Raw genomic sequence first — 24,845 nt, forward strand, 5'->3', positions numbered from 1 at the left:
AGGACCCATGTCCCGCACGCCCCGTGCCTCGTTCATGCGTGACGAGTTCGAGCGGATCCTCCAGCGGGTCGCGGAATCGCGCGGAACCCGGCGCGACCCCGTGCCCGCGCTCGACGGCCTCCCCCTCACCGGGGTGAGCATCAGCGCGGCCGCCCCGCCCCCGATGGGCGACGGCGAGCGCGCGTTCCGGCTCGAGCAGTGGGTGGACCGCGCCGAGACCTGGCATGCCGTGAACGACCGGATCTCGCTCGACGTGCACGGGTCCGCCGCGATGACGCACATCGACGCGCTGTCGCACTTCGGTCGTCCGGACCTCGCGCCCTCGGACGACGTGCGCGCTCTGCGTGACGGCATCGTCGGCCGCGGCGTCCTCATCGACCTCCCCGCGCTGCTCGGACGCAGTATCCGAGCCGGCGAGGCGGCGACCCCGTCGATGCTCGCCGACGCCCTCGACGCCCAGCAGGTCGGCATCCATCCCGGCGATACGATCTGGATCCGCCTGCGACGGACGACGGATGCCGAGCCCCGCACGCCGTCCGCCGAGGTCGCGGACGAAGCCGCCCCCGGCGTGAGCTTCGCCTGCGCGGAGCAGATCGCCTCCTGGGCGCCGGCGGCCATCGTCACCGACGCCGGGATGGACCCGTTCCCGAGCGAGGTCGCGGAAATCCCCGTCCCGTGGCACATCCTGCTCCTGACCGCCCTGCGCGTGCCGCTCGTCGACTTCGCGGATCTCGATCGCGTCAGCGCCGAATGCCGCGAGCGCCGCCGGTGGGAGTTCGTCTCGGTCCTCGCCCCGCTCCCCCTCCCGGGCGCGTCCGGTTCGCCGGTGAACCCGCTCGCGCTGTTCTGATCGCCCACCCCACACCCCGGAGAATGAGTGTCATGGCCGCCAGCAGACGCCCCGCCCAATACGCACCCGGCATCGCGCGCAAAGAGGCGATCATGGATGCCGCTTTCGTCGCCTTCGGCACCGTGGGGTACTGGAACACGACCATGAAGCAGATCGCCGACGACTGCGACGTCACGCGCGCCGGGCTCCTTCACCACTTCCCGACCAAGGAGGCGCTCCTCGAGGCCGTCCTCGGGCGCCGCGACGAGCTCAACCGCGCGCGGTTCTTCCAGGACAGCTGGCCGCCCGGACGCGACGGACGGCACTTCCTGATCCGCATGGTGCGGCTCGTCCTCGCCAACGCGGCACAGCCCGGCATCATCAACCTCTTCGCCGTCCTGTCGGCCGAGGCGATCGCCCCGAACCACCCGGCGCATTCGTACTTCGCCCACCGCTACGAACGCACCAAGGGCTGGATCCGCGAGGCCTTCCTCGACCTCCGCGCCAAGGGCCAGCTGCTCCCCGGCGTCGACGTCGGCACGATCGACATCGATCTCGTCTCGCTCCTCGACGGCCTCCAGGTGCAGTACCTCTATTGGCCCGACCAGGTCGACATGGCCGAGCGTTTCCGCGCCGCCCTCGCGCAGGTCCTCGTCGAGCCGCTCACGGACGAAGAGATCGAGGCGGATGCCGCTTCCTCGACGCCGCAGGTGGAGTCGGTCTGACCTGGTGAGCGCGGGCCCGCATCCCCATCAACCCTCACCGTATCCTCAGCCCGTGGTTGGTGACCAAAACTCAACCCCTGGTGGGAGACCGCATCGAGCAGAATGGGATTTGACGCCGGCGACGGGACCAAGGTGACCGACAGTGACAACGCCCTCACGTTGGAGGCCCACGAGCTGACACGAAGCAGGTGGATGCCCCGACGGTGGTTGGCTGCCCACCCACGCGTGCTCGATGGGGTTGCCGTTCTCGCGTGTGTCAGCGTCCAAGGCGTTGTGTTGACGCTGATCGGTGCCGGCGGCGACTGGACGGCGTATGTCGCGATCCTGCTGGCCTCGATCGCGCTGCTCTGGCGGCGCAGCCACCCGCTGACGGTCCTGACTGTCGTAGTGGCTCTGAGCAGCGCCGGCTCCATCCTCCATCCCGGTGCGGGCTATCAGAACATCCCGTTCGTCTTCGCGCTCTATTCCGTGGCCAGCACTCAGCCTCTCAAACGAGCGATCGTGGGCTACGCGATCGGCGTCGCGGTACCAGCGATCTCGGCCGCCCTCCTCGGCATGAGCACCCGTACCGCTTTCTCCCCCGTCTTCCTCGACCTGTTCGCCCTCCTCGCGCTCGCTGTCGGGGTGGCCGTCCGCAGTCAGCGTGAACAGCGCGAAGCACTCGCCGAGTTGATCAATCAGAGGCTCGACAACGCGAGGCTCACCGAACGCACACGGATCACGGCTGAGATGCACGACGTCGTCGCCCACTCCCTCTCGGTGATGATCGCACTCGCCAACGGCGCTTCGAGCGCTTGGCACAAGCATCCGGAGCGAGCAACTGAGGCGCTCCGAGACCTCACCGACGTGGGACGAACAGCTCTCGTCGACATGCGCCGAATTCTGCAGATGCTGCAAGACGACACGGCCGATTCGGCCGACGACCTTCTGGCATCCGGTCACAACCTCCCCCGCCTCGAGGACCTGATCGAAACTTTCCGGGCGACGGGCCTTCCGGTCACATTCACCAGAAGCGGTTCACCCCTCCCTCCCGACACCGCGTTCTCCATGACCGTCTACCGCATCGTCCAAGAAAGCCTCACCAACGTGCTTCGTTACGCTCCCCACGCGACCAAGGTCGACGTCGCTCTCACCCGACGCCACCGCCGAGTCGAGATCGCCGTGGTCGACAACGGCTCCCCCCGCGACGCGGCACGGCCCAGTCACGGCTCGGGGCGGGGGCTTCTCGGCATTGCAGCACGGGCGAAGACCTACAACGGCACCAGCACGACGGGCGAGCTCGACACGGGAGGCTGGCGCGTCGCCGTCGTCCTGGAGACGCCGAACAGCCGACGGGGGCGATCCGAGTGACCGCCGCGCCCACTCCCATCCGCGTCCTCGTCGTGGATGATCAACCGCTCGTCAGAAAGGGCAATGCGCTGGTCCTCGACGCCACCGAAGATATCGTCGTGGTCGCTGAGGCCGAGTCCGGTGAACAGGCGGTCGACCTCTCCGCCACGCTGAACCCCGACGTCGTCCTCATGGATGTCCGCATGCCTGGTATCGGCGGCATCGAAGCCACCCGCCTCATCACCCACGCCAACGCAGACACGCGTGTGATCGTGTTCACGACCTTCGACATCGACGAATACGCTTTCGGCGGTCTCGACGCGGGAGCCAGCGCCTTCCTCCTGAAGAGCACGACCCCCGAACTCCTCGCACAGGCAGTTCGCACGGTTGCGGCGGGAGAAGCAATCGTCGAACCCCGAATCACGAGGCACCTGATCGATGTGTTCACCAATCGGAATGCACCGACGGGCACGGCCGTTCGATCGGCCGCGGGGGACGCAGCGAACATCCTGACGCGCAGAGAGTTCGAGGTTCTCAGCGCGATCGCGCAGGGGCTTTCCAACTCCGAGATCTGCGCGGCGCTTCATCTGTCTCCCGCGACGGTGAAGAGCCACATCAACCGCGTGTTCAGCAAGCTCAACCTCCGTGATCGGGCGCAAGCCATCATCTACGCCCACCGTCACGGTATCGACGCGTGATCCTCCCCATCTGAGCCCATCGGCGGAACCTTCGCCGCTCGAGACTCCGCCGCGCGAGCACACCATCCATCCCGGAGCGCCGCAGTCGTCTCGCCACTCGTATACGCGGCACTCGACCGTTCGATGACGGCCGGGGGAAGAAGGTGAGCGCCGCCGCCACCAGGGCCGATCCGATGACCGCTATCAGAACGGGAGCGGTGGCCTGCTGACGTCTGGCGTGGTCCATCGCCGCACCCTCCCGGCGCGCCGACACCAACCACGGGTGGGGCTGAAGGGATGGCCGATTGCCCACCGTGGTTGGTGTGCCCGGGGCGACGGGATTCCTAACGTCGATTCCAGAGACGCGACCACAGAGCAGGAGCGGACATGACCATTCAGGTCGACGGACTGACCAAGCGCTACGGCGACCGCTACGCGGTGAAGGATGCGACATTCACCGTGGAAGCAGGAAAGGTGACAGGGTTTCTCGGCCCCAACGGGGCGGGAAAGTCCACCACCATGCGGTCGATCGTCGGCCTGGACCATCCGACCAGCGGATTCGCACTCATCGACGGCCGCCGGTACGTCGAACATCGAGCTCCGTTGTCGAGCGTCGGCGCTCTCCTGGAGGCGAAAGCTGCGCATCGCTCTCGCACGGCCAGGAACTTTCTCGACTCGCTCGCCGCGACGCATCGGATTCCGCGCACGCGGGTGGAGGAAGTACTGGAAGCGACAGGACTCACCAGCGTCGCCGCACGCAAGGTGGGCAGCTTCTCGCTCGGAATGGGGCAGCGTCTTGGCATCGCCGCCTCGCTGCTGGGGGACCCGGGCACGCTGATTCTGGACGAGCCGGTCAACGGCCTGGACCCCGAGGGGGTCACCTGGGTGCGCTCGCTGCTGCGCCGCCTGGCCGACGAAGGGCGCACGGTGTTCCTCTCCTCCCACTTGTTGGGCGAGCTGGCGTTGATCGCCGATCACGTCATCATCATCGGTCGCGGCAGGATCATCGCCGATGCCCCGATCGGCGCGCTCACCGACGGCGGCACCGAGCGGGTCAGAGTCCGTTCGGCACAGTCCGCGACGCTGGCGAGCCGCGTCGCGGCGGAGGGAGTGACGACCGTCTCAACCGCGAACGACACCCTGGAGATCGAAGGCCTCACGGCGGAGCAGATCGCGGTCACCGCACGCGACGCCGGCATCCTGCTCACCGAACTCACGCCACTGAAGCAGACGCTGGAGGACGCATACAACGCGCTCACCCGAGAAGCGGTCGAGTACACCTCCGCCTGACGCCGCCGCACCGCCCCCTTCATCCGAGGAGATCCGCCATGACCACCAACGCCCCCATCCGCACCACCGCACGCGGCGTCACCTTTGCGGGGACCGTCCGATCCGAGTGGATCAAGTTCCGCGGCCTGACCTCCAACCTCCTGATCTCCGGGTTCACGTTCGCGCTCCTGATCGCGAACGCGGTGTTGATGCCCTGGGCGTATGTGTTCCGTGACCGCTCCTCCGCACAGGCGGATTACGACGCGTACCCCGAAATGATCGTCGACAAGACCGGCTACCTCGGCATCATCCTCGTGCTGCTCGCCGCTCTCCTCGTCACCAACGAGTACCGCTCCGGACAGATCAAGGCGACGTTCCTCGCCGTCCCGCGTCGCACACCCGTCCTGGCAGCGAAAGCTCTCATCGTGGCCGTCGTGGCACTCGTCGTCGGCGTATTGTCGGCGGGAATCGGTTTCGCCGTCGCTCCGGCGATCCTCGCGACCGGCGGATACGGCTATGAGTTGCCCATAGACGTCGCACTGCGGCTCATCGTGGGTTCGGGTCTGTATCTGGCGACGCTGAGCGTCATCGGAATCGCCCTGGGCGCGCTCATCCGCAACGTCGTCGCGAGTGTTCTCAGCGTCCTCGCACTGCTGCTCGTCATCCCGATCATCCCGCAGATGGTGAGCGCCGACGGAGCCGAGGTCACGAGGTTCTTCCCGATCCAGGCCGGCTCACAGCTGCTCGCCCAGACGGATCCCAACGCCCTGGGCCCGTGGACCGGATACTTGATCCTTTTTGCGTGGACGCTCGTGCTCGCCCTCGTCGCGGCGATCGTGCTCCGCCGCCGGGACGCCTGAGACTGCGAGGCTTCGCCTGTGCCGTGCGAGACATTCCCGGTGTCGCCCATCGCGTACGAGGCGAAAGGAGCTGATTCACGGGTGTCATGGCGGACGCGCATGCCTTCGGAAGCCTCCGCGCCGGGACCAGCGCTTTCCTCCTCAAGCTCGGCGTCCGCGACCGCGTCCACGCGGTGCTCCTCGCGCACAACCTGGACCACAGGTCCCGACCGGCACGGACTCCCCCGACCACCGACACGAACGACGAAGCCCCGACGAGAAACGTATTCTCGTCGGGGCTTTTCTGTCGGGATGACAGGATTTGAACCTGCGACCCCTTGACCCCCAGTCAAGTGCGCTACCAAGCTGCGCCACATCCCGTCGCCCGCGAGCGGGCAACTCGATTATCTTACCCGCTCCACGCACGTCCCGCGAACCGGCGCCGTCCCGGGCGTGTGCCGGGCGCTCGGCATCCGTTCCGGTGCGCCGACGTGCCGGTCGGACGCTCCGGTCATGCAACATGGCGCGATCGACCGCCGCAACCCCCACGGCATCCCTTGCCCGTGTCCGACCCCCTCGCTACGGTCGCGGCATGGCCATCGAGATCCTCCCTGCCACCGGCGAACGCTTCGACGACGCCGAGCGCGCGCTCGACAGCGGCGACGGGTCCGAGTGCCAGTGCCAGTGGTGGCTGCTGCCGAACGGTCCATGGAAGGACACGTCGGTCGCCGACCGCACCGAGATGTTCCGCACCGAACTCGACGGCGACCTCCCACCCGGGCTCATCGCCTACGTCGACGGCGAGCCGGCCGGTTGGGTCCGCGTCGGCCCGCGCACCGCGCAGCCCCGGCTCGCGCGGACGCGCGACGTCACGGCGTCCACTCCGGAACCGCTCGACGACCCCTCCGTCTGGGCGGTGACGTGCTTCGTGGTCCGCACGGCGCACCGGGGCGGCGGGCTGATGAAGAGCCTCCTGGATGCCGCGGTCGAAGCCGCCCGTGACGGCGGTGCCCGCGTCGTCGAGGGGTACCCGCTCGACCCCGCCGCCGCGAAGAGGTCGTCGAACCAACTCTTCCGCGGTACGGTCGCCGTCTTCGAGGAGGCGGGCTTCACCGTCATCGACCGGCCGAAGCCCGACCGCGCGCTCGTGTCCCTCACGCTCCGCGACTGATCCCCCGACCTACGATGGAGGTTCCCGAAGGAGCCTCGATGACGGATGCCACACCCACCGCGCGCGTCGACGCGTGGCTGTGGGCCATTCGCGTCTACAAGACCCGGTCCGCCGCGACCACGGCGTGCCGCGCAGGGCACGTGCGCGTCAACGGCGAGCGCGCGAAGGCCGCCCAGCCCGTGCGCCCGGGTGACGAGCTGCGCGTGCGGATCCAGGGCTTCGACCGCATCCTCGTCGTGAAGAAGACCATCGCGAAGCGCGTCGGCGCGGCTCTCGTCGCCGAGGCGGCCGACGACCGCACTCCCCCGCCGCCGCCCCGCGAGAGCATGCCCTTCGTGCCGGTGCGCGACCGCGGCGCAGGCCGTCCCACGAAGCGCGACCGCCGCGAGATCGAGAAGCTGCGCGGCCGCGACCTCGGCTGAGCCCGGAGACCCTCCGCGACTGCCGCGCTCACCCGGTCCTGCACAACCTCAGCGATCCGCACAACCTCAGCCCAACTCCGTCCTGCGCGACTGAGCGAGCGCAGATCACTGACCGACCGCCGCGCTCGCCCCGCGAGGCACAACCTCAGTGATCCGCACAAGATCAACCCAACTTGGTCCCTCGCGACTGAGCGAGTGCAGATCACTGACCGACGGCCGCACTCGCCCCGCGAGTCACAACCTCAGCGATCCGCGCCATCTCAGTGATCCGCACAATCTCAGCCCAACCGCCCACTCCCGCTGAGCGGCCGCGGATCGCCGACCCACGGCCGCAGCCACCGCCGGACTCAGCCCAACTGCTCCCGCAGCCACCGCGCCCCGCGCACCGACGCCCCGAGCTCCTCCACGCGCGCCGCGAGCCCCCGGTCGCTGGTCACGACCACGACAGGATTCCGCGACTCGATCAACCGATGCGCGACCGCGACGATCTCGTCGTCCCCCGAACCGGGCGCCCGGACCACATCGACGTGATCGACCTGCTCCGCCGTGCGCGCGTCCCCCTCGAGCACCGCCGCGACGAACGGGAACCAGCGCGTCGCCGAAAGACCGAGTTGCTCGGCATCCACACCTTGCGTCGCGAGCTGTGACAGCTGGGCGAGTAACCGGGATGCGGCTCCGGCGCGGTCCTTCCACCATCCGTCGGGCACCGACCCCACGACGTTGGCAACGTCGACGATCACCGCGGGACGCACCGAAAGGGCGTCCCGGAGCATCGGCCACGCGGCCGCGAATCCCGGATGCAGCGGACGGGATGCCACGTCCTCGACCGGCACCCACTCCAGCGCCACGCTCTCCGGGTCGCTGATCACGGGTTCGAACGGCGTCGTCACGTCGGCGACGAGCGTCGAGTACGACCAGATGCCCAGGTCCAGGACGCTCTCGAACCGGGGTTGCACGGCATCCACGGGGACACCCGCCTCCTCCGCCGACTCGCGCAGCGCGCCATCACGGGCGGACTCACCCTGGTGCCGCGCCCCGCCAGGGAGCGCCCACGTGTCACCGAAGTGACTCCACGACACGCGGTGCTGCAACAGCACGCCGCGCTGGTCGTCGACCGCGAGCAATCCCGCGGCACCGAATCGCCCCCAGTACCGCTCGCCCGTGGGCGCTTCGACCCACGCGTCGCCGGGGTCGCGGGGCCCGTGCGGGCGCCGCGGCTCACCGGGGGCCGGGGGTTGGATCGTCATCCTCCCCAGCCTGGCACAGCCCGGACCCCTCACTGCCCGTCGGCGTCACATGAGGCCAGAATCGTCGACCCGACACCCGAGGGCCCCCGGCGGCGCACCCGATCGCCGAAACGGCATCTGCCTGACAAATCCCACGCAGCCTGCAACGGACTGCCAGCCCACTGCAGTCTCGTGGCCAGTGCCGTCCGGACAGCACGAACGCCCCGGCCGAAACCGGAGCGTTCGCGTCTCGACTCAGCGCTGGCGCTTCTCGCGGATGCGCATGTTCAGCACGATCGGCGTGCCCTCGAAGCCGTAGATCTCGCGCAGGCGCCGCTGGATGAACCGGCGGTAGCCCGGGTCGAGGAACCCGGTCGTGAACAGCACGAAGGTCGGCGGACGCGTCGACGCCTGCGTCCCGAACAGGATGCGGGGCTGCTTTCCGCCGCGCAGCGGGTGCGGGTGCTCCGCGACGAGTTCGGCGAGGAACGCGTTGAACTTGCCGGTCGGGATGCGCTGATCCCACGACTCCAGCGCCGTCTCGAGCGCCGGCACGAGCTTGTCGAGGTGACGGCCGGTACGGGCGGAGATGTTCACGCGCGGCGCCCACGTCACGTGCGCGAGGTCCTGCTCGATCTCGCGCTCCAGGTAGCGGCGGCGGTCGGCGTTCTCCATGTCGTCGTCGTTGAGACGGTCCCACTTGTTGAACGCCAGCACGAGCGCGCGCCCCGACTCGAGCACGAGGTCGATGATGTTGAGGTCCTGCACGCTGATCGACTGCGAGACGTCGAGCACGACCACCGCGACCTCGGACTTCTCCAGGGCGGTCGAGGTGCGCAGCGACGCGTAGAAGTCGGCGCCCTGCTGCAGGTGCACCCGACGACGGATGCCGGCGGTGTCGACGAGCGTCCAGAGCTTGCCGCCGAGCTCGACGACCTCGTCCACCGGGTCGCGGGTCGTGCCGGCAAGCTCGTTCACGACGACGCGTTCTTCGCCCGCCGCCTTGTTCAGCAGCGACGACTTCCCCACGTTCGGTCGTCCCAGGATCGCGACGCGACGCGGACCGCCGATCTCGTACTTCGCGACGGCCGAGATCTCCGGCAGCACCTTCATGAGCTCGTCGAGGAGGTCGGCGACCCCGCGGCCGTGGATGGCCGAAACGGGGTGCGGCTCACCGAGACCAAGGTTCCACAGCGCCGCGGCCTCCGGCTCCTGGCGCGCGTCGTCGACCTTGTTGGCCACGAGGAACACCGGCTTCTTGGTCTTGCGCAGCAGCCGCACGACGTGCTCGTCGGTCGCGGTGGCGCCCACCGTGGCATCCACGACGAAAAGAACGACGTCGGCGAGGTCGATCGCGACCTCGGCCTGCGCAGCCACCGACCGGTCGATGCCCTTCGCGTCGGGCTCCCAGCCGCCGGTGTCGACGAGCGAGAATCGCCGGTCGAGCCACTCGGCCTTGTACGTGACGCGGTCGCGGGTGACGCCCGGGGTGTCCTCGACGACGGCCTCGCGGCGGCCGAGGATGCGGTTCACGAGCGCCGACTTCCCGACGTTCGGACGCCCCACGATCGCCACGACCGGCAGCGCCGGCAGGAACTCGATGCCGTCCTCGCCCGAGGCCAGCCCCGCGAGGAGCGCGGCATCCTCCTCGTCGAGGTCGAAGTCCTCGAGGCCGGCGCGCAGCGCCTGCGCGCGCTGTTCGGCCAAGACCTCGTCGAGCTCGGCCATCTTCTCGGCGAGCTGGTCGGGCCCGCCTTCGTACTCGTCGTCAACGCCCATCGCGGGCTCCCATCGTGGAGTCGACGACGTCCAACACGGCGTCGACGGTCTGTTCGAAATCGAGGTGGGTCGAGTCGACGACCTGCACGCCGGGGGCGGCGGTGAGGAAGTCGACGACCGTGGAATCGGCGGCGTCGCGCTTGTGCAGCGCGGCGGCGACGGCCGCGGCGTCCTGCGAGGTCAGCTCGGCGCTGCGGCGGGCGGCGCGCACCTCGGGCGCCGCGGTCAGGAGGATGCGCACGGGCGCATCGGGGTACACGACCGTGGTGATGTCGCGGCCCTCGACCACGACACCGCGAAGACCCGAGGATGCCACGAGCCGACGGAACAGGTCGTTCACGGCCTGCCGCACGGCGGGGACGCGGGCCACACCGCTCACGGCATCCGTCACGCGGGGCTCGCGGATCGCGGCGGTCACGTCGGTCCCGCCCACACGGACCCAGCGGTCTTCCGGGTCGAGCGAGATGGCGTAGTCGAAGTCGCCGAAGACCTCGAGCACCGCGGTGGCATCCGAGGTGTCGCTGCCGTGCTCGAGCGCGTGCCACGCGAGGGCGCGGTAGGCCGCTCCGGTGTCGAGGAATCCGAAACCGAGACGTGTGGCCACGGCCTTCGAGACGCTGGACTTGCCACTGCCGGCGGGGCCGTCGATCGCGACGACCGCGACGGGCGCCACGGCCGGGGGCTTGGTGAGGGGTTCAGTCATGGGTGGTGCTCGCAATCCGCCATCCGCGCTGCTGGAGCCCGTCGACGGCTCGGTGGACGGCGTCGGGGACGACACTGATCTCGGCCAGGCCGAAGGGTGCCCCCGGCGAGTGCTCGAGACGCAGGTCTTCGACGTTGACGTCGAGTTCGCCCAGCTCGCCGAAGAGGCGGCCGAGCTGCCCGGCGGTGTCGTCGACCATGACGACGAAGGTGTCGAACCGGCGGTTCTGGCCGTGCTTGCCCGGCAGGCGCTCCACGCCCTCGTTGCCGCGGCGGATCGTGTCGGCCACGGCCCGACGGGCACCGGGCGCGTCGGGGTCGCGCAGCGCCGCGGCCACGTCCGCGAGGTCGGCGGCGAGCGCGTCGAGCACCTCGACCACGGGGGCCGCGTTGGCGCCGAGGATCTGCACCCACAGTTCCGGAGCGGATGCCGCGATGCGGGTGGTGTCGCGCACACCCTGTCCCGCGAGACGGAGGGACCCGTCGGGCGCCGAGACGAAGCGGCCCGCGAGGAGGCTCGCGACGAGCTGCGGAACGTGCGACATGAGTGCGACGGACTCGTCGTGCTCCTCGGGCGTCATCTCGATGAGCGTCGCACCGAGGTCGAGGGCCAGGCCCTCGACGAGGGACAGGTCGTGAGCCGACGTCTCGCTGTCGCGGCAGACCACCCAGGGCCGCCCGACGAAGATGTCGGCGCGGGCGGAGATCGCTCCCCCGCGCTCGCGTCCGGCCATGGGGTGCGACCCGATGTAGTGGGTGAGGTCGACGCCGCGCGCGCGGAGCGTGCGCAGCGGCTCGAGCTTGATGCTCGCGACGTCGGTGACGACGGCATCGGGGTAGGCCGCGAGCTCGCGCTGCACGACGTCCGCGACGACGTCCGGCGGCACGGCGACGACGATGAGCGAGGGACGGTCGTCCTCGCGCTCGGCGCGCCCGGCGCCGTAGTCGATCGCGAGACGCAGCTGCGACGGCGACGTGTCGGACAGCACGACGTCGACGCCGAGAGCGGTGAGCGCGTGGCCGACGCTCGCCCCGAGGAGGCCCGACCCGACGACGCGGACGGTGCCGCTCGTTCGGGTCGCCAACGGCGCCTCCGCGCGCGCGGACGTTCCGTTCGGTTCGATCATCGGGTCTCCTGCTGCCCTGGCGGTGGCGTTCGCACCGCGCGGCGCGCCGGGGTCACTCGGCCGGAGCGGCCGGAGTGTCGCCGTCTCGACGAGACAGCGTGAGCAGTGCGCCACGTTCTACTGTAGTCAACTCGCGGGCCTTCCCCACCGGGAGAGTTCCCAGGTGAAGGGGTCCGAACTGCCGCCGGACGAGTTCGACGACCGGGTGACCGACCTCGGCCATCATGCGCCGCACGATCCGGTTCTTTCCCGAGTGCAGCGTCAACTCGACCAGGCTCTCCCCGCGCGAGGAGTCGAGGAGCCGCGCCTTGTCGGCCGCGATCCGCCCGTCCTCGAGTTCGACGCCCTTGATCAGGCGCTGAATCGTCTGGGGCAGCACCTGTCCCTCGACCTTCGCGATGTACACCTTCGTGACACCGAACGACGGATGGGCGAGCACGTGGGCGAGGTCGCCGTCGTTGGTCAGGACGAGGAGGCCCGAGGTATCGGCATCCAGGCGTCCGACGTTGAACAGACGCTCGTCCCAGTCCTTCGTGAAGCGGCGGAGGTCAGGACGCCCGCGGTCGTCGCTCATCGAACTGACCACGCCGGTGGGCTTGTTGAGGATCACGTATCGCTTCGACGTGTCCAGCTGCACCGCGACGCCGTCGACGTCGACGAGGTCGCTCTCCGGGTCGATGCGCGACCCGAGCTCGGTGACGACTTGGCCGTTCACGCGCACGCGCCCGGCGGCGATCATCTCCTCCGACACCCGGCGCGACGCCACCCCGGCGTTCGCGAGCACCTTCTGCAGGCGTACGCCCTCTTCGCTCATCTGAGCACCTCTCCGTCGAATCCGTCCGCGCCGTCGTCGAGCAACGGCGAGATGTGGGGCAGCTCGTCGAGCGAGTTGATGCCCAGGTTGACCAGCAGCTGGTCGGTGGTCCCGTAGTGGATCGGCCCCGGTGTCCGGGTCGGTGAACACCTCGGTGATGAGCCCGCGGGCGAGGAGCGTCCGGACGACCGAGTCCACGTTCACCGCGCGGATGGATGCCACCTGCCCCCGCGTCACGGGCTGCTTGTACGCGATGACGGCCAGGGTCTCCAGCGCGGCCTGCGACAGGCGCGAAGGCGCCTGCGTGTTGACGAACTCGCCCACGACGTCGTCGTACTCCTCGCGGACGTAGAGTCGCCACCCGCCCCCGACCTCGCGCAGCTCGAATCCGCGGCGGGGGCCGCCGGCCTCGCCGTCGTAGTCGGCGACGAGACCCTCGATGGCCTGGCGCACGGCCGGGACCGGTGCGGCGACGGCCGCCGCCAGCGACACGAGACTCTGCGGCTCGTCGAGGATCAGCAGGATCGCCTCGAGCCGACGGGCGACGGATGCCGTGTCGTTCGGACGCGCGGCGGACTCGGTGAGCGCGGTCGGGTCATCGGTCATAGTCGGCTCCCAGGGCGGCGAGGTTCTCTTCCGACCACCTCTCGGCGGTCCAGCGCAGGGTGAGTTCCCCCAGCGGTTCGAGCTGCTCGAACGACAGCGCGGCGTGGCGGTACAGCTCGAGGATCGCGAGGAACCGCGCGACGACGACCCCCGTCTGCGTCACCCCGGCGACCAGGTCGCGAAAGTTCAGCGTCCCCGACCCGCGCAACAGCGTCACGACGATCGCGGCCTGCTCGCGGATGCTCACCAGCGGCGCGTGCAGGTGGTCGAGGCCGACGGTCGGCGGCTGCTTCGGCGCGAGCGCGACGACGGCGAGCGCCGCGAAGTCCTCGGCGCTGAGCGTCCACACGAGCTCCGGCACGGCGCTGCGGTACTTCTCGTCCAGCCGCACGTTCCGCGTGTGGCGGCGGTCCTCCCGCTGCAGGCAGCGCGCGAACCATGCCGACACCTCCTTGAAAGCCCGGTACTGCAGCAGTCGCGCGAAGAGCAGGTCGCGCGCTTCGAGGAGCGCCACCGACTCGGCATCCACGAGTTCGCCCTGGGGCAGCAGCCCGGCGATCTTCATGTCGAGCAGCGTCGCCGCCACGACGAGGAACTCGGATGCCTCGTCCAGATCGCCCGCCGGACCGAGGGCGCGCAGGTACGCGATGAACTCGTCCGTGACGCGGCTGAGCGCGACCTCGGTGATGTCGAGTTCGTGCGCCGAGATGAGGTTCAGCAGCAGGTCGAAGGGTCCGTCGAAGACGGGCAGCGAGACGCGGAACCCGGTGTCGGGCGCGGCGGGCGCATCGACGGTGGAGTCGGCGCCGTCCGGCGTCGTGGCGGGCGAGCTGTCGTCAGGCGACGGCGCCACGGGCGACCAGCTCCCGCGCCAACCGCATGTAGGCCTGCGCGGCGGCGTGCTCGGGCGCGAACTCCGTGATCGGCATGCCCGAGACCGAGGCATCCGGGAACTTCACCGTGCGCCCGATAACCGTTTCGAGGACGTCGTCGCCGAACGCCTCGACCACGCGCTCGAGCACCTCGCGCGAGTGCAGCGTGCGCGGGTCGTACATCGTGGCCAGGACGCCGTCGAGTTCGATGGCGGGGTTGAGCCGGTCGCGCACCTTGTCGATGGTCTCGATGAGGAGTGCGACGCCGCGCAGCGCGAAGAACTCGCACTCGAGCGGGATCAGCACGCCGTGCGCGGCGGTGAGCGCGTTGACGGTGAGGAGGCCCAGCGACGGCTGGCAGTCGACCAGGACCACGTCGTAGTCAGCGGCGACCTTGCGGAGCACCCGGGCGAGGATCGTCTCGCGCGCGACCTCGTTGACGAGGTGCACTTCGGCGGCCGACAGATCGATGTTGGCCGGGATCAGGTCGAGGCCCTCGACGCGCGTGTGCACGATCGCCTCGCGCGGGTCGCGCTTGGTGTCGAGCAGCAGGTCGTAGATCGTCGGGACGTCGTGCGTCTGGATGCCGAGACCCGCCGACAGCGCGCCCTGCGGGTCGAAGTCCACCGCGAGCACGCGGCGGCCGTAGCCCGCGAGCGAAGCGGCGAGGTTGATCGTGGTCGTCGTCTTGCCGACGCCGCCCTTCTGGTTGCAGAGGGCGATGATGCGCGCGGGCCCGTGGCTGTCGAGCTTCGCGGGCGTCGGGAATCCGCGATACGGCCGTCCGGTGGGTCCGAGAATGACCTCGTCCGCGCTGTTCGCCGTCCCCTTCGTGCTCGCCGACACCGAGTCTCCCGCCTTCGTCATAACGGGGTCGAGTCTACTCGCCGGCCCGCCGCCCGCCGGGAGACCACGCGGTGCGCACGGCCTTCCGGGCCGCCCACGCTCACCGCGCCCGCGGGTGCGCCGTGGCGTACACGTCGCGGAGTGCGTCGACCGAGACGTGCGTGTAGATCTGGGTCGTGGCGACGGAGGCGTGCCCGAGGAGTTCCTGTACCACGCGGACGTCGGCGCCGCCCTGCAGGAGATGCGTCGCGAAGGAGTGTCGGAGCGTGTGCGGCGAGACGTGCGCGGTGAGCCCCGCCCGCTCGGCGGCGGCCTGGATGATCAGCCACGCGCTCTGGCGCGACAGCGGCGCCCCACGCACGCCGAGGAACAGCCGCGGCGTGGCGCGCCCCTTCGCCGCCCAGGCGGGCCGGACGCGCGTGAGATACGCATCCACCGCGGCACGGGCATAGGAGCCGACCGGGACGATCCGCTCCTTCGCCCCCTTGCCCCGTACCCGCAGGACGTCGCCGTGCGCGGTGTCGTCCACGTCGAGCTGCACGATCTCCGACACACGCGCGCCCGTCGCGTACAGCAGCTCCAGCAGGGCACGGTCGCGGACGGCGGACGGATCCGCCGCGGTCGCATCCGCCGAGCCCGGCGCCGGGCCGGCGGCATCCAGCAACTGCTCGACCTGCCCGATCGACAGGGCCTTGGGGAGCCGCCGCGGCGCCTTGGGCGGACGCAGCCGCCCGCTCGGATCGTCGTCGGACCGCCCCTCGCGCACGAGGAACCGGTGCAGGCCGCGCACAGACGACTGCAGCCGCGCGAGAGACGATGCCGCCGGCGGCGGCTCGGCGCCGGCGCGCTCGGCGGCGAACCCGGCGACGAGGGCTGAGGTCACGGCATCCGTGTCGTCGATGCCCCGCTCGGCGAGCCAAGCCGCGTAGATCCCGAGGTCGCGTCGGTACGCGGCGACGGTGTGGTCGGACAGACCCCGCTCAAGCGCGACGTGCCGCAGGTACGTCTCGACGGCGCGCTCGAGCTTCACGTCACGCCGACGCGGCCTCGCGGCGCAGCACCTCGGCGGCCGCCAGCACGCCGGTCGCGAGGATGCCGTTGCGCAGACGTCCGGCGAGCACGCCGTCGATCACGTCGCCGAGGGGCACACGCTCGACGCGCATGTCCGACTCCTCGTGCTCGCGCTCGTAGTCCGTCTCGACCTCGGAGAGGCTGCGCGCGAGGAAGAGGTGGACGACCTCGTCGTTTCCACCCGGAGTGGTGTGGATCGACACGAGGTGCTGCCAGCGCTCGGCGGCGAGGTCGACCTCTTCGCTCAGCTCGCGCTTCGCCGTCTCGACCGGCGGTTCCCCCGCGACGTCGAGCAGGCCCGCCGGGATCTCCCAGTCGCGCTCCTTGATGGGCTGCCGGTATTGCTGGATCAGCACGACCCGGCCGTCGTCGTCGAGGGCGACGACCGCGGCGGCGCCCGGGTGCTCGACGTACTGACGCGTCATCTCGCCGTCGCCGTACCGCACGGTGTCGGACCGGACGTCCCACACCGCCCCCTGGTACACGAGGTCGCTGGCGACGACCTCCAGGTCGACGGGCTCGTCGCGCAGCGACTCCATGTCAGTCCTCCTCGACGGCGAACAGCTCGCTCGAACGGTGTCGCTCGAGCGCCGCCCCGACGAGTCCGCGGAACAGCGGGTGCGGCTGGGTCGGACGCGACCGCAGCTCGGGGTGCGCCTGGGTGGCGATGTAGTACGGGTGCACGTCGCGCGGCAGTTCGACGTACTCCACGAGGTCGAGGTCGGGGTTGAGGCCCGAGAAGACGAGGCCCGCGTCGCTGAGCTGCTGGCGGTACGCGTTGCTGACCTCGTAGCGGTGGCGGTGGCGCTCGAACACGCGGTTCGCGCCGTACACCTCAGCCGCGAGCGAGCCCTCCGCGAGGTCGGCCGGGTACAGGCCCAGGCGCATGGTGCCGCCGAGGTCTCCGCTCTGCAGGATGTCGACCTGCTCGGCCATGGTCGCGACGACGGGGTGCACGGTGTCGGGGTCGAATTCGCTCGACGATGCGCCCTCGAGCCCGGCGACGGTACGCGCGTACTCGATGACCATGCACTGCAGCCCCAGGCAGATGCCGAGCGTCGGGATGCCCTGCTCGCGCGCGAAACGGAGCGCGCCGAGCTTGCCCTCGATCCCTCGGATGCCGAAGCCGCCGGGAACGATGATGCCGTCCACCGTCGACAGGGCCTTCGCCGCGCCCTCGGGCGTCTCGCACAGGTCGGACGGGATCCACGTGATCTTGACGTGCGTCTCCTGCGCGAAACCGCCGGCCTTGATGGCCTCGGTCACCGACAGGTAGGCATCCGGGAGGTCGATGTACTTGCCGACGAGGCCGATCGTGACCTCGTGCTTGGGATTGTGCACCGCCTGCAGGACCCGCTGCCAGCGCGACCAGTCGACGTCGGCGGCCTTGTCGATGCCCAGCGCATCGACGATGTAGGAGTCGAGACCCTGGTCGTGCAGCATCGTGGGGATGTCGTAGATGCTCGGCACGTCGACCGCGTTGACGACGGCGTCCTCGTCGACGTCGCACATGAGCGCGATCTTGCGCTTGTTCGACTCGGTGACCGGACGGTCGCTGCGGAGCACGAGAGCGTCGGGCTGGATGCCGATCGACCGCAGCGCCGCGACGGAGTGCTGCGTGGGCTTGGTCTTCTGCTCACCGGAGGCGCCCATGAACGGCACGAGCGACACGTGCACGAAGAACACGTTCTTGCGGCCGAGCTCGTGGCGGATCTGACGCGCGGACTCGATGAAGGGCTGGGACTCGATGTCGCCGACCGTGCCGCCGATCTCGGTGATGATCACGTCGGGCTGCGGAGTCTCGGTCGCCTGCAGGCGCATGCGGCGCTTGATCTCGTCGGTGATGTGCGGGATGACCTGCACGGTGTCGCCCAGGTACTCGCCACGCCGCTCGCGCGCGATCACCTGCGAGTAGATCTGGCCGGTCGTGACGTTCGCGGCCTGGCTCAGCTCGATGTCGAGGAAGCGCTCGTAGTGACCGATGTCGAGGTCGGTCTCGGCGCCGTCGTCGGTGACGAACACCTCGCCGTGTTGGAACGGGTTCATCGTCCCCGGGTCCACGTTGAGATAGGGGTCGAGCTTCTGCATCACGACGTGGAGTCCACGCGCCGTGAGAAGGTTGCCGAGGCTTGCCGCCGTCAGGCCCTTACCGAGTGACGAAACCACTCCTCCGGTCACGAAGATGTGCTTCGTCGTGAAGGTCGATGCCGTGGTGTTGTCGTCTGAATGTCCCGCGTCCGAAGTCTGCATCACGGGCTTCGATCCTATCAGTCGTCTCGGAGAGTGGCCGCGCGGCGCACGCCGCGCGTTGGAGGAAGTCTGGCATCGACCACCGACACGCGTGTCACTCCGGCGTGACGATTCCGTGTCGTGCGCGCGGGATCAGCGCGCGGACCGGCCGGTTTCCAGCAGCTCCCGCGCGTGGGTGAGAGCCGCCTCGGAATCGCTGAGTCCCGAGAGCAGACGCGCCATCTCGGCTTCCCGCTCGGCCCCTTCGAGCCGTCGGACACTGGATGCCGTCACCGCACCGTCGTTGCCCTTCACGACGGTGAGATGGTTGCCGGCGAAAGCCGCGACCTGCGCGAGGTGCGTGACCGCGATCACCTGCGATGACTCCGCCAGCCGGGCGAGTCGCCGCCCGACCTCGATCGCCGCGGCACCGCCGATCCCGGCATCCACCTCGTCGAAGACGAACGTCGGCACGGGGTCGACGCCGGCGATGACGACCTCGATCGCGAGCATCACGCGGCTCAGCTCGCCGCCGGACGCCCCGCGCGACACGGGCCGCGGATCGGCGCCCGGGTGCGGCGCCAACAGGATCGCGACGTCGTCGCGCCCGTGCGATCCGGGCGTGGGCGACGGTGTCACCGCGACCGTGAGCTTCGCGTCGGGCAGGGCCAGGGCGTGCAGCTCCTCGGTGACGGCCGCGCCGAGCCGGGCCGCGGCCTCGATCCGCGCCGCCGTGAGCGCCTCCGCCGCGGTGTCCAGCTCGGCCGCCGCGGTATCGCGCCGCGCGCCGAGCCGCTCGATGCGGTCGCCGTCGTCGTCGAGTTCGAGCAGCCGGGCCGAACCGGTCTCGAGCAGCGCGATCGCGGCATCCACCGATCCGTGGGCACGCGCGAGCGCGGCCAGGACCCCGCGCCGTTCGTCGACCGCGGCGAGCTCGTGCGGCCCGGACTCGTCGAGGTCCGCGAGGTACCCCGACAGGGCGACGGCCACATCGGTCGCGCGGTACCCGAGGTCGGCCACCTGCTCGCCGATCGCCGCGAGTTCCGCATCGCTGCCCGAGACGCGTTCGAGCGCCCTGCGGGCCTCGGCGAGCAGCGTCACGATGTCGGGGGTGTCGTCGTCGCTGGAGAGCACCGCGTGCGCGCCGACGGCGGCGATACGGAGCTCCTCGGCGTTCGCGAGGCGCTCCGCGCGGCGCTCGAGTTCCTCTTCCTCGCCGGCGATCGGCGCGGCCGCCTCGATCTCCGCGATCGCGGCGCGCAGCTCCTCCGCCTCGCGCGCCCGGTCGTCGCGGTCGGCGGTGAGCGTCGAGAGCTCGGCATCCAGGGCGCGGAAGGCGTCCCACGCCGCACGGTACGCGGCACGGGCGGTCGTCACCGGATCGCCGCCGAAGCGGTCGAGCGCGTCGCGCTGAGCGGATGCCGACCGCAACCGCAACTGATCGGATTGCCCGTGCACGACGACGAGGTCGTCCGCGAGGTCGGCGAGCACGCCCGCCGGCGCCGTGCGGCCACCCACGGTGGCGCGGCCCCGGCCCTCGCTCGAGACCGTGCGCCCGAGATACAGCTCCGCCTCGCCGTCGCCGAGCGGTTCGACGTCTCCCCCGGCCTCGCGCACGCGCGCCGCGACGGGTCCGTCCTCGGGGACGAGCCACACGCCCTCGACCGCGGCCTGGGCCGCACCCGAGCGAACGGCGCCCGAATCGGCGCGCTGCCCGAGCAGCAGGCCGAGACCCGTGACGACCATGGTCTTCCCCGCGCCGGTCTCGCCGGTGATCGCGGTGAAGCCACGCCCGATCGGCAGCGTCGCGTCGGCGATCACCCCGAGATCGCGCAGCCGCATCTCCTCGATCACGGCATGCCTCCCAGCGCGCCGCGCCACCCGGTCACCGGGAGCCGGAACTTGCGCACCAGGCGCTCGGTGAACGCGGCGGGGTGGAGGCGCGCGAGACGCACCGGACGCGACGATCGTCGCACCACGACACGCGCGCCGGGCGGCAGTTCGTGCGAGCGTCGACCGTCGCACCACAGGATGCCACTCCCGCTCGTGCGCTCGAGCACCTCGACCGCGACGGTGGCGTCGGGGCTCACGACGAGCGGACGCGCGAACAGGGCGTGCGCGGACAGCGGGACGACGGCGATCGCCTCGACCGTCGGCCAGATGACGGGGCCGCCGGCGGAGAAGTTGTAGGCGGTGGAGCCGGTGGGGGTCGAGATGACGATCCCGTCGCACCCGAACGACGACAGCGGCCGCCCGTCGACCTCCATGACGACCTCGAGCATGCGCTCGCGGCTCGCCTTCTCGACGGTGGCCTCGTTGAGCGCCCACGTCTCGAAGATGACGCGATCGTCGGCATCCAGCACCTTCACCGCGAGGGCAAGACGCTCCTCGACGCGGTAGTCGCGGTCGATGACGCGGCGCACCGCGTCATCCATGTCGTCCCGCTCGATCTCGGCGAGGAAGCCGACGTGGCCCATGTTGATCCCGAGGATCGGCGCGCGTCCACCGCGGACCGTCTCGGCCGCGCGCAGGATCGTTCCGTCGCCGCCCAGGACGATCGCCAGCTCCAGATCGTCCACACCGACGTCGACGCCGAGCGTCTCGACGCCGTCGAGCGACAAGCGCTCGGCGAGTTCGGGCCGGTCCTCCGCGGAGACGACGGGAATCGCCCCCGCCGCGCGCACGGCGGACAGCACGCGCTGCGCCGCTTCGACGGTGTCGTCGCGGCGGGCGTGGACGACGAGCAGGATTCGGCGTTCGCTGGGGGTCATCGGCTTCCGGTCAGTCGGGTCACGGTGCTCTCCCATTCTGAGGGGTCGGTGCCGCGGGTGTCCGAGAACCACGCCACGTACTCCTGGTTGCCGTGCGTTCCCACGATCGGCGAGGCGATGAGGCCGGCGGTCCGCAGGCCCACGTCCCATGCGGCCCAGAGAACACCGTGGACGGCATCCGAACGCAGCGCCGGGTCGGTCACGAGACCGCCCTTCACTGCGGTGCGACCGACCTCGAACTGCGGCTTGATCAGCAGGAAGACATCGGCTCCGGGGGCGGCCGTGGCGACGACCGCGGGCAGCACGTGGTGCAGGGAGATGAAGGACAGATCGCCGGTGACGACGCTCGGACGCTCGGCGACACCGGTCGCGGCGGCGAGGTTCTCAGCGGTCATGAACCGCACGTTATACCCCTCGACCGACACGACCCCGGGGTCGGCCGCCACGGTTGGGGACAACTGCCCGTGCCCCACGTCGACAGCCAGCACCGGACGGGCGCCACGCTCCCGCAGGACCTGGGTGAAACCACCGGTGGAGGCCCCGAGATCCACGGCGACCCGCCCCGCCGGGTCGACGTCGAACGCGTCGAGTGCCGCCACGAGCTTGTGCGCGCCCCGGCTCACGTAGTGGTCGGCGACCGCGACCTCGATGCGCGCGTCGTCCTCCACCCGCACGGAGGGCTTGACCACGCCGCGACCGTCGACGGTCACGAGACCGTCTGCGATCAGCTGCGCCGCGTGCGTGCGCGATCGCGCGAGACCACGTGCGGCGAGCTCGGCATCCAGTCGGCCGCTCATCCGTCCGCCGGCGTCGCGGCGCCAGATTCCAGGCGCCGCGCGAGCTCGTCGTGCAGGGCCGCGTAGGCGTCCGCGCGCGCGTCGAGCGGCTGCTCCTCGATGATGCGCAGGCGGTCGATCAGTCCGGCGTCGGCATCGGTCTCGCGGTCATCCGACATGGATGCCATCGTATCGGCGTCAGCGCACGCGGAACGGGTCCGCGTACAACTGCTCCGGAACCCGGAACCCGAAGATCGCGCGGCCCGAGTTCCAGATCGCCGCGGCCCCGGCCCGGAGGAGGTCGATCTGACGGTCCCCCGCCGAGACGATGCGCAGATCCACGCCGTCGATCTCGACCACCGCGTCACCGACGCGCGTGCGAGCGCCCTTGACGACCGTCGCCGGGTACGGCTCGAACAGCTGACGCAGGTCGGCGACGATGTAGTCCGGACGCTGGTTCGGCGAGGCGGCGAGGAGCTGCTTGGGCCGGTCGATCCCCGTGAGGACGTGCACCGACCTCATCTCCGCCCCGCGGGCACCCTGCACGTCGGTGTCGAGTCGGTCGCCGATGAACAGCGGCGACTGAGCGCCCGTGCGCGCCACGGCGACGTCGAAGATCGGACGCTCGGGCTTCCCCGCGACCGTCGCCAGACGGCCGACGGCGGTGTGCACAGCCGACACGAGCGTGCCGTTTCCCGGCGCGATCCCGCGCGCCTGCGGGATCGTCCAGTCGGTGTTCGTGGCGATCCACGGGATGCCACCCTCTTCCACCGGAGTCGCGAGCGCGTACGCCGCCTCGGCGAGCTGCTTCCAGCCCACCTCGGGAGCGAAGCCCTGGACCACCGCCGCCGGAGAATCCTCGGCGCTCCGGGTCACGACGAAGCCGGCCTTCTCGACCTCGACGACGAGACCTTCTCCCCCGACGACCAGCAGCGTGGAGCCGGCCGGCACGAGGTCGGCCAGCAGACGCATCGCTGCCTGGGGGCTCGTCACCACGTCCTCGGGTGCGACGCGCAGCCCGAGTGACGTCAGGTGTTCCGCGACGGAAGCATCCGTCCGCGACGCGTTGTTGGTGATGTACCCGAGGCGGTGTCCCTCCTGGGCTGCCCGGTTCAGGCTCTCGACCGCGTGCGGCAGAGCCCCCGGTCCGGCGTAGACCACGCCGTCCAGGTCGGCGAGCACGACATCGACGCCGTCCAGAGGCGTCGGTTCCGGCTTGCTCCGCCCGAAGATCATCGCGTCTCGTCTCCGTCCTCGTCCTCGTCGGCTTCTTCGACAGGGACGACTCCGGATGCCACGTCCACACTGCCGTCGTCATCGATGAGGTCGATCTCCTCCACGACGATGACCTCGCGGTCGGCGACGCCGGCCGCCGCGTCGAGGGCATCGGCCGCGATCTCCGCGCGACGGAACCACTCGGCCGCCTCGTCCTCGCGCCCGAGCTCCTCGAGCACCGCGGCACGGGCCGCGAACAGAGCCGGGCTCCACTCGAACGCGCGATCCGGGTCGGCCTCCGGGATCTCCAGCTCTTGGAGCGCACGCTCCGGGTCGCCGAGATCGAGGCGCGCTCCGGACATCGCGATCGCCAGCTGGGCACGGACCGCGGTGGGCAGCGTCGAGCGATCGACCGACCGCCCCTCCTCGAGAGCGCGGTCGGGACGCCCGACCCCGCGCTCGCTGTCGACGATCAGGGGAAGCTGCTCGTCCGAACCGGAGATGCGACGGTGCGTGCGCAATTCGCGAAGAGCGAGCGCGAAATCTCCGATGGCATAGGCCGTGATCGCGACGGTCTCGCGAACGATCGCGACGCGACCCGCGCTGCGGGAGGCCGCCAGCGCGTGCTGGTGCGCCAGCTGCGGGTCCTCCTCGATCAGACGGGATGCCATGACGAGGTGTCGTGCGACGTTCTCGGCGTTGTCCTTGCTGAGCGTCTTCAGCTCATTGCGCGCTGCGCCCGGAAGATCCCGGGCAGTGACGTCCTCGGGGACGACCGGTCCACGCTCACGCTGATCCTGCGGGGGCCGAGTCGCACGACCCTCCGAGCGGTCGAAGCGACGGGGTGCCCCGGCGCCCGGACGTCGGTCACCCGAGGGACGCCGGTCTCCGCCCTCGGTACGAGGGCGGTAGGGACGCGAGTCGCCGGACGTCGGCCGTCCCGGACGCGAGTCGCCGTCGCGGCGCGGGCGGAAGTCTCCATCGCGACGCGGGCGACCAGCCGCGTCACCGTCGCGACGCGGGCGGAAGTCGCCGTCACGACGCGGGCGACCAGCCGCGTCACCGTCGCGACGCGGGCGGAAGTCGCCGTCACGACGCGGGCGACCAGCCGCGTCACCGTCGCGACGCGGGCGGAAGTCGCCGTCACGACGCGGGCGACCAGCGGAGTCGCCATCCCGACGGGGACGGAAGTCCCCATCGCGACGCGGGCGCTCGGAGCTGTCGCCGGCACGACGAACAGGACGGGCGTCTCCGCCGCGCGGTCGACCGTCGCCACCCGTCGGGCGCGAATCGCCGTCACGGCGAGGACGATACGGGCTGTCGCCCTCTCGCCGGGGCGCGCGATCGTCACCATCGCGGCGGGGGCGCGCGGTGCGCTCTCCGTCGCGACGGAACGGACGCGATGACGCGTCTCGAGCCGGGCGCCCTGCGCCCGAAGCTCCACGCTGCGATCCGGATCGTGAACGGTCGTCGGAGCGACCTCCATTGACATTGCGCTCGTTGGAGTCGTCGCTCGACATGACGATCCTTTCCCCGGAAATGTGTCCGTA

25 protein-coding genes, 1 tRNA gene and 1 pseudogene are annotated in these 24,845 nt (G+C 70.5%); 8 read left to right on the forward strand and 19 right to left on the reverse strand.

Annotated features, from left to right (window positions below):
* The first annotated feature begins 7 nt into the window (after positions 1-7).
* From RKD05_RS17485 to RKD05_RS17510, 6 genes are all read left to right on the forward strand, one after another.
* Positions 8-850: a cyclase family protein gene (locus RKD05_RS17485; protein WP_424711717.1), complete on the forward strand. Its 843-nt coding sequence runs from the start codon at positions 8-10 to the stop codon at positions 848-850.
* A gap of 32 nt (positions 851-882) precedes the next feature.
* On the forward strand, positions 883-1,554 hold the full coding sequence (locus RKD05_RS17490; protein WP_424711719.1) for a TetR/AcrR family transcriptional regulator: 672 nt from the start codon (positions 883-885) through the stop codon (positions 1,552-1,554).
* A gap of 192 nt (positions 1,555-1,746) precedes the next feature.
* Positions 1,747-2,904, forward strand: coding sequence for a sensor histidine kinase (locus tag RKD05_RS17495; protein ID WP_424711887.1), 1,158 nt, complete (start codon positions 1,747-1,749; stop codon positions 2,902-2,904).
* Positions 2,901-3,581 carry a response regulator gene (locus tag RKD05_RS17500; protein WP_424711720.1) on the forward strand — a complete coding sequence of 227 codons (681 nt, stop codon included), beginning with the start codon at positions 2,901-2,903 and terminating at the stop codon, positions 3,579-3,581. Before RKD05_RS17495 ends, RKD05_RS17500 begins: the two co-directional genes overlap by 4 nt.
* A gap of 366 nt (positions 3,582-3,947) precedes the next feature.
* On the forward strand, positions 3,948-4,850 hold the full coding sequence (locus RKD05_RS17505) for an ATP-binding cassette domain-containing protein (RefSeq protein WP_424711722.1): 903 nt from the start codon (positions 3,948-3,950) through the stop codon (positions 4,848-4,850).
* 38 nt (positions 4,851-4,888) lie between these two features.
* Positions 4,889-5,689, forward strand: coding sequence for an ABC transporter permease subunit (locus RKD05_RS17510; protein ID WP_424711724.1), 801 nt, complete (start codon positions 4,889-4,891; stop codon positions 5,687-5,689).
* A 286-nt stretch (positions 5,690-5,975) separates the two neighbouring features.
* Here the strand turns inward: RKD05_RS17510 and RKD05_RS17515 are convergent.
* Positions 5,976-6,049: transfer RNA gene (locus RKD05_RS17515), tRNA-Pro, on the reverse strand.
* A gap of 211 nt (positions 6,050-6,260) precedes the next feature.
* On the opposite strand from RKD05_RS17515, the gene RKD05_RS17520 reads away from it, so the two are divergent.
* Both RKD05_RS17520 and RKD05_RS17525 read left to right on the forward strand, forming a co-directional pair.
* Positions 6,261-6,839, forward strand: coding sequence for a GNAT family N-acetyltransferase (locus RKD05_RS17520; RefSeq protein WP_424711725.1), 579 nt, complete (start codon positions 6,261-6,263; stop codon positions 6,837-6,839).
* 38 nt (positions 6,840-6,877) lie between these two features.
* Positions 6,878-7,261: an RNA-binding S4 domain-containing protein gene (locus RKD05_RS17525; protein ID WP_424711727.1), complete on the forward strand. Its 384-nt coding sequence runs from the start codon at positions 6,878-6,880 to the stop codon at positions 7,259-7,261.
* A gap of 347 nt (positions 7,262-7,608) precedes the next feature.
* On the opposite strand, the gene RKD05_RS17530 is transcribed toward RKD05_RS17525, so the two are convergent.
* The 18 genes and pseudogenes from RKD05_RS17530 to RKD05_RS17615 form a co-directional block, all read right to left on the reverse strand.
* Positions 7,609-8,508: an NUDIX domain-containing protein gene (locus RKD05_RS17530; RefSeq protein WP_424711728.1), complete on the reverse strand. Its 900-nt coding sequence runs from the start codon at positions 8,506-8,508 to the stop codon at positions 7,609-7,611.
* Between the two features lie 234 nt (positions 8,509-8,742).
* Entirely contained in the window at positions 8,743-10,266 is a 1,524-nt protein-coding gene (der, locus tag RKD05_RS17535) for a ribosome biogenesis GTPase Der (RefSeq protein WP_022880111.1), read from the reverse strand.
* Positions 10,256-10,969, reverse strand: a complete 714-nt coding sequence (gene cmk / locus RKD05_RS17540; protein WP_424711730.1) for a (d)CMP kinase — start codon at positions 10,967-10,969, stop codon at positions 10,256-10,258. The genes der and cmk overlap by 11 nt, the downstream gene beginning before the upstream one ends.
* Positions 10,962-12,095 carry a prephenate dehydrogenase gene (locus RKD05_RS17545; protein WP_063256863.1) on the reverse strand — a complete coding sequence of 378 codons (1,134 nt, stop codon included), beginning with the start codon at positions 12,093-12,095 and terminating at the stop codon, positions 10,962-10,964. Before RKD05_RS17545 ends, cmk begins: the two co-directional genes overlap by 8 nt.
* A gap of 52 nt (positions 12,096-12,147) precedes the next feature.
* Positions 12,148-12,909 (reverse strand): pseudouridine synthase, encoded by a 762-nt coding sequence (locus RKD05_RS17550; RefSeq protein WP_063256862.1) that lies wholly within the window; start codon positions 12,907-12,909, stop codon positions 12,148-12,150.
* A pseudogene (gene scpB / locus RKD05_RS17555) lies at positions 12,906-13,515 on the reverse strand (SMC-Scp complex subunit ScpB). Before scpB ends, RKD05_RS17550 begins: the two are co-directional and overlap by 4 nt.
* The gene (locus RKD05_RS17560; RefSeq protein ID WP_063256860.1) at positions 13,505-14,368 is read right to left on the reverse strand and encodes a segregation and condensation protein A; all 864 of its coding nucleotides are present in this window, start codon (positions 14,366-14,368) and stop codon (positions 13,505-13,507) included. The pseudogene scpB and the gene RKD05_RS17560 overlap by 11 nt, the downstream one beginning before the upstream one ends.
* A complete protein-coding gene (locus RKD05_RS17565; RefSeq protein WP_231901769.1) occupies positions 14,352-15,254 on the reverse strand; it encodes a ParA family protein in 903 nt (300 codons plus the stop codon). The genes RKD05_RS17560 and RKD05_RS17565 overlap by 17 nt, the downstream gene beginning before the upstream one ends.
* 79 nt (positions 15,255-15,333) lie before the next feature.
* Positions 15,334-16,263, reverse strand: coding sequence for a site-specific tyrosine recombinase XerD (locus RKD05_RS17570; RefSeq protein WP_424711731.1), 930 nt, complete (start codon positions 16,261-16,263; stop codon positions 15,334-15,336).
* Between the two features lies 1 nt (position 16,264).
* Positions 16,265-16,843 carry an NUDIX domain-containing protein gene (locus RKD05_RS17575; protein WP_424711733.1) on the reverse strand — a complete coding sequence of 193 codons (579 nt, stop codon included), beginning with the start codon at positions 16,841-16,843 and terminating at the stop codon, positions 16,265-16,267.
* A gap of 1 nt (position 16,844) precedes the next feature.
* Positions 16,845-18,554, reverse strand: a complete 1,710-nt coding sequence (locus RKD05_RS17580; RefSeq protein ID WP_063256857.1) for a CTP synthase — start codon at positions 18,552-18,554, stop codon at positions 16,845-16,847.
* Positions 18,555-18,686: 132 nt separating this feature from the next.
* Entirely contained in the window at positions 18,687-20,387 is a 1,701-nt protein-coding gene (gene recN, locus RKD05_RS17585) for a DNA repair protein RecN (RefSeq protein ID WP_424711735.1), read from the reverse strand.
* On the reverse strand, positions 20,384-21,304 hold the full coding sequence (locus RKD05_RS17590; protein WP_424711737.1) for an NAD kinase: 921 nt from the start codon (positions 21,302-21,304) through the stop codon (positions 20,384-20,386). Before RKD05_RS17590 ends, recN begins: the two co-directional genes overlap by 4 nt.
* Entirely contained in the window at positions 21,301-22,101 is an 801-nt protein-coding gene (locus tag RKD05_RS17595) for a TlyA family RNA methyltransferase (protein ID WP_424711739.1), read from the reverse strand. The genes RKD05_RS17590 and RKD05_RS17595 overlap by 4 nt, the downstream gene beginning before the upstream one ends.
* Entirely contained in the window at positions 22,098-22,259 is a 162-nt protein-coding gene (locus tag RKD05_RS17600) for a hypothetical protein (RefSeq protein ID WP_197462559.1), read from the reverse strand. The genes RKD05_RS17595 and RKD05_RS17600 overlap by 4 nt, the downstream gene beginning before the upstream one ends.
* A 19-nt stretch (positions 22,260-22,278) precedes the next feature.
* Complete coding sequence (locus RKD05_RS17605; RefSeq protein WP_424711740.1) at positions 22,279-23,316, reverse strand: HAD-IIA family hydrolase; 1,038 nt, start codon at positions 23,314-23,316, stop codon at positions 22,279-22,281.
* On the reverse strand, positions 23,313-23,966 hold the full coding sequence (locus RKD05_RS17610; protein WP_424711742.1) for a hypothetical protein: 654 nt from the start codon (positions 23,964-23,966) through the stop codon (positions 23,313-23,315). Before RKD05_RS17610 ends, RKD05_RS17605 begins: the two co-directional genes overlap by 4 nt.
* 47 nt (positions 23,967-24,013) lie before the next feature.
* Positions 24,014-24,739, reverse strand: coding sequence for a hypothetical protein (locus tag RKD05_RS17615; protein WP_424711743.1), 726 nt, complete (start codon positions 24,737-24,739; stop codon positions 24,014-24,016).
* Positions 24,740-24,845 lie beyond the last annotated feature (106 nt).

Origin of the sequence: Microbacterium sp. SLBN-111 (genome assembly GCF_049739645.1) — a bacterium.
Lineage (GTDB): Bacteria > Actinomycetota > Actinomycetes > Actinomycetales > Microbacteriaceae > Microbacterium.

Coding starts and splice junctions, on each gene's coding strand:
- RKD05_RS17565 (WP_231901769.1), bottom strand. CDS start 15,254: ATGACGAAGGCGGGAGACTCGGTGTCGGCGAGCACGAAGGGGACGGCG.
- RKD05_RS17590 (WP_424711737.1), bottom strand. CDS start 21,304: ATGACCCCCAGCGAACGCCGAATCCTGCTCGTCGTCCACGCCCGCCGC.
- RKD05_RS17485 (WP_424711717.1), top strand. CDS start 8: ATGTCCCGCACGCCCCGTGCCTCGTTCATGCGTGACGAGTTCGAGCGG.
- RKD05_RS17510 (WP_424711724.1), top strand. CDS start 4,889: ATGACCACCAACGCCCCCATCCGCACCACCGCACGCGGCGTCACCTTT.
- RKD05_RS17550 (WP_063256862.1), bottom strand. CDS start 12,909: ATGAGCGAAGAGGGCGTACGCCTGCAGAAGGTGCTCGCGAACGCCGGG.
- der (WP_022880111.1), bottom strand. CDS start 10,266: ATGGGCGTTGACGACGAGTACGAAGGCGGGCCCGACCAGCTCGCCGAG.
- RKD05_RS17505 (WP_424711722.1), top strand. CDS start 3,948: ATGACCATTCAGGTCGACGGACTGACCAAGCGCTACGGCGACCGCTAC.
- RKD05_RS17595 (WP_424711739.1), bottom strand. CDS start 22,101: ATGAGCGGCCGACTGGATGCCGAGCTCGCCGCACGTGGTCTCGCGCGA.
- RKD05_RS17525 (WP_424711727.1), top strand. CDS start 6,878: ATGACGGATGCCACACCCACCGCGCGCGTCGACGCGTGGCTGTGGGCC.
- RKD05_RS17520 (WP_424711725.1), top strand. CDS start 6,261: ATGGCCATCGAGATCCTCCCTGCCACCGGCGAACGCTTCGACGACGCC.
- RKD05_RS17610 (WP_424711742.1), bottom strand. CDS start 23,966: ATGGCATCCCGTCTGATCGAGGAGGACCCGCAGCTGGCGCACCAGCAC.
- RKD05_RS17530 (WP_424711728.1), bottom strand. CDS start 8,508: ATGACGATCCAACCCCCGGCCCCCGGTGAGCCGCGGCGCCCGCACGGG.
- RKD05_RS17545 (WP_063256863.1), bottom strand. CDS start 12,095: ATGATCGAACCGAACGGAACGTCCGCGCGCGCGGAGGCGCCGTTGGCG.
- RKD05_RS17580 (WP_063256857.1), bottom strand. CDS start 18,554: ATGCAGACTTCGGACGCGGGACATTCAGACGACAACACCACGGCATCG.
- RKD05_RS17605 (WP_424711740.1), bottom strand. CDS start 23,316: ATGATCTTCGGGCGGAGCAAGCCGGAACCGACGCCTCTGGACGGCGTC.
- cmk (WP_424711730.1), bottom strand. CDS start 10,969: ATGACTGAACCCCTCACCAAGCCCCCGGCCGTGGCGCCCGTCGCGGTC.
- RKD05_RS17490 (WP_424711719.1), top strand. CDS start 883: ATGGCCGCCAGCAGACGCCCCGCCCAATACGCACCCGGCATCGCGCGC.
- RKD05_RS17575 (WP_424711733.1), bottom strand. CDS start 16,843: ATGGAGTCGCTGCGCGACGAGCCCGTCGACCTGGAGGTCGTCGCCAGC.
- RKD05_RS17495 (WP_424711887.1), top strand. CDS start 1,747: ATGCCCCGACGGTGGTTGGCTGCCCACCCACGCGTGCTCGATGGGGTT.
- RKD05_RS17600 (WP_197462559.1), bottom strand. CDS start 22,259: ATGTCGGATGACCGCGAGACCGATGCCGACGCCGGACTGATCGACCGC.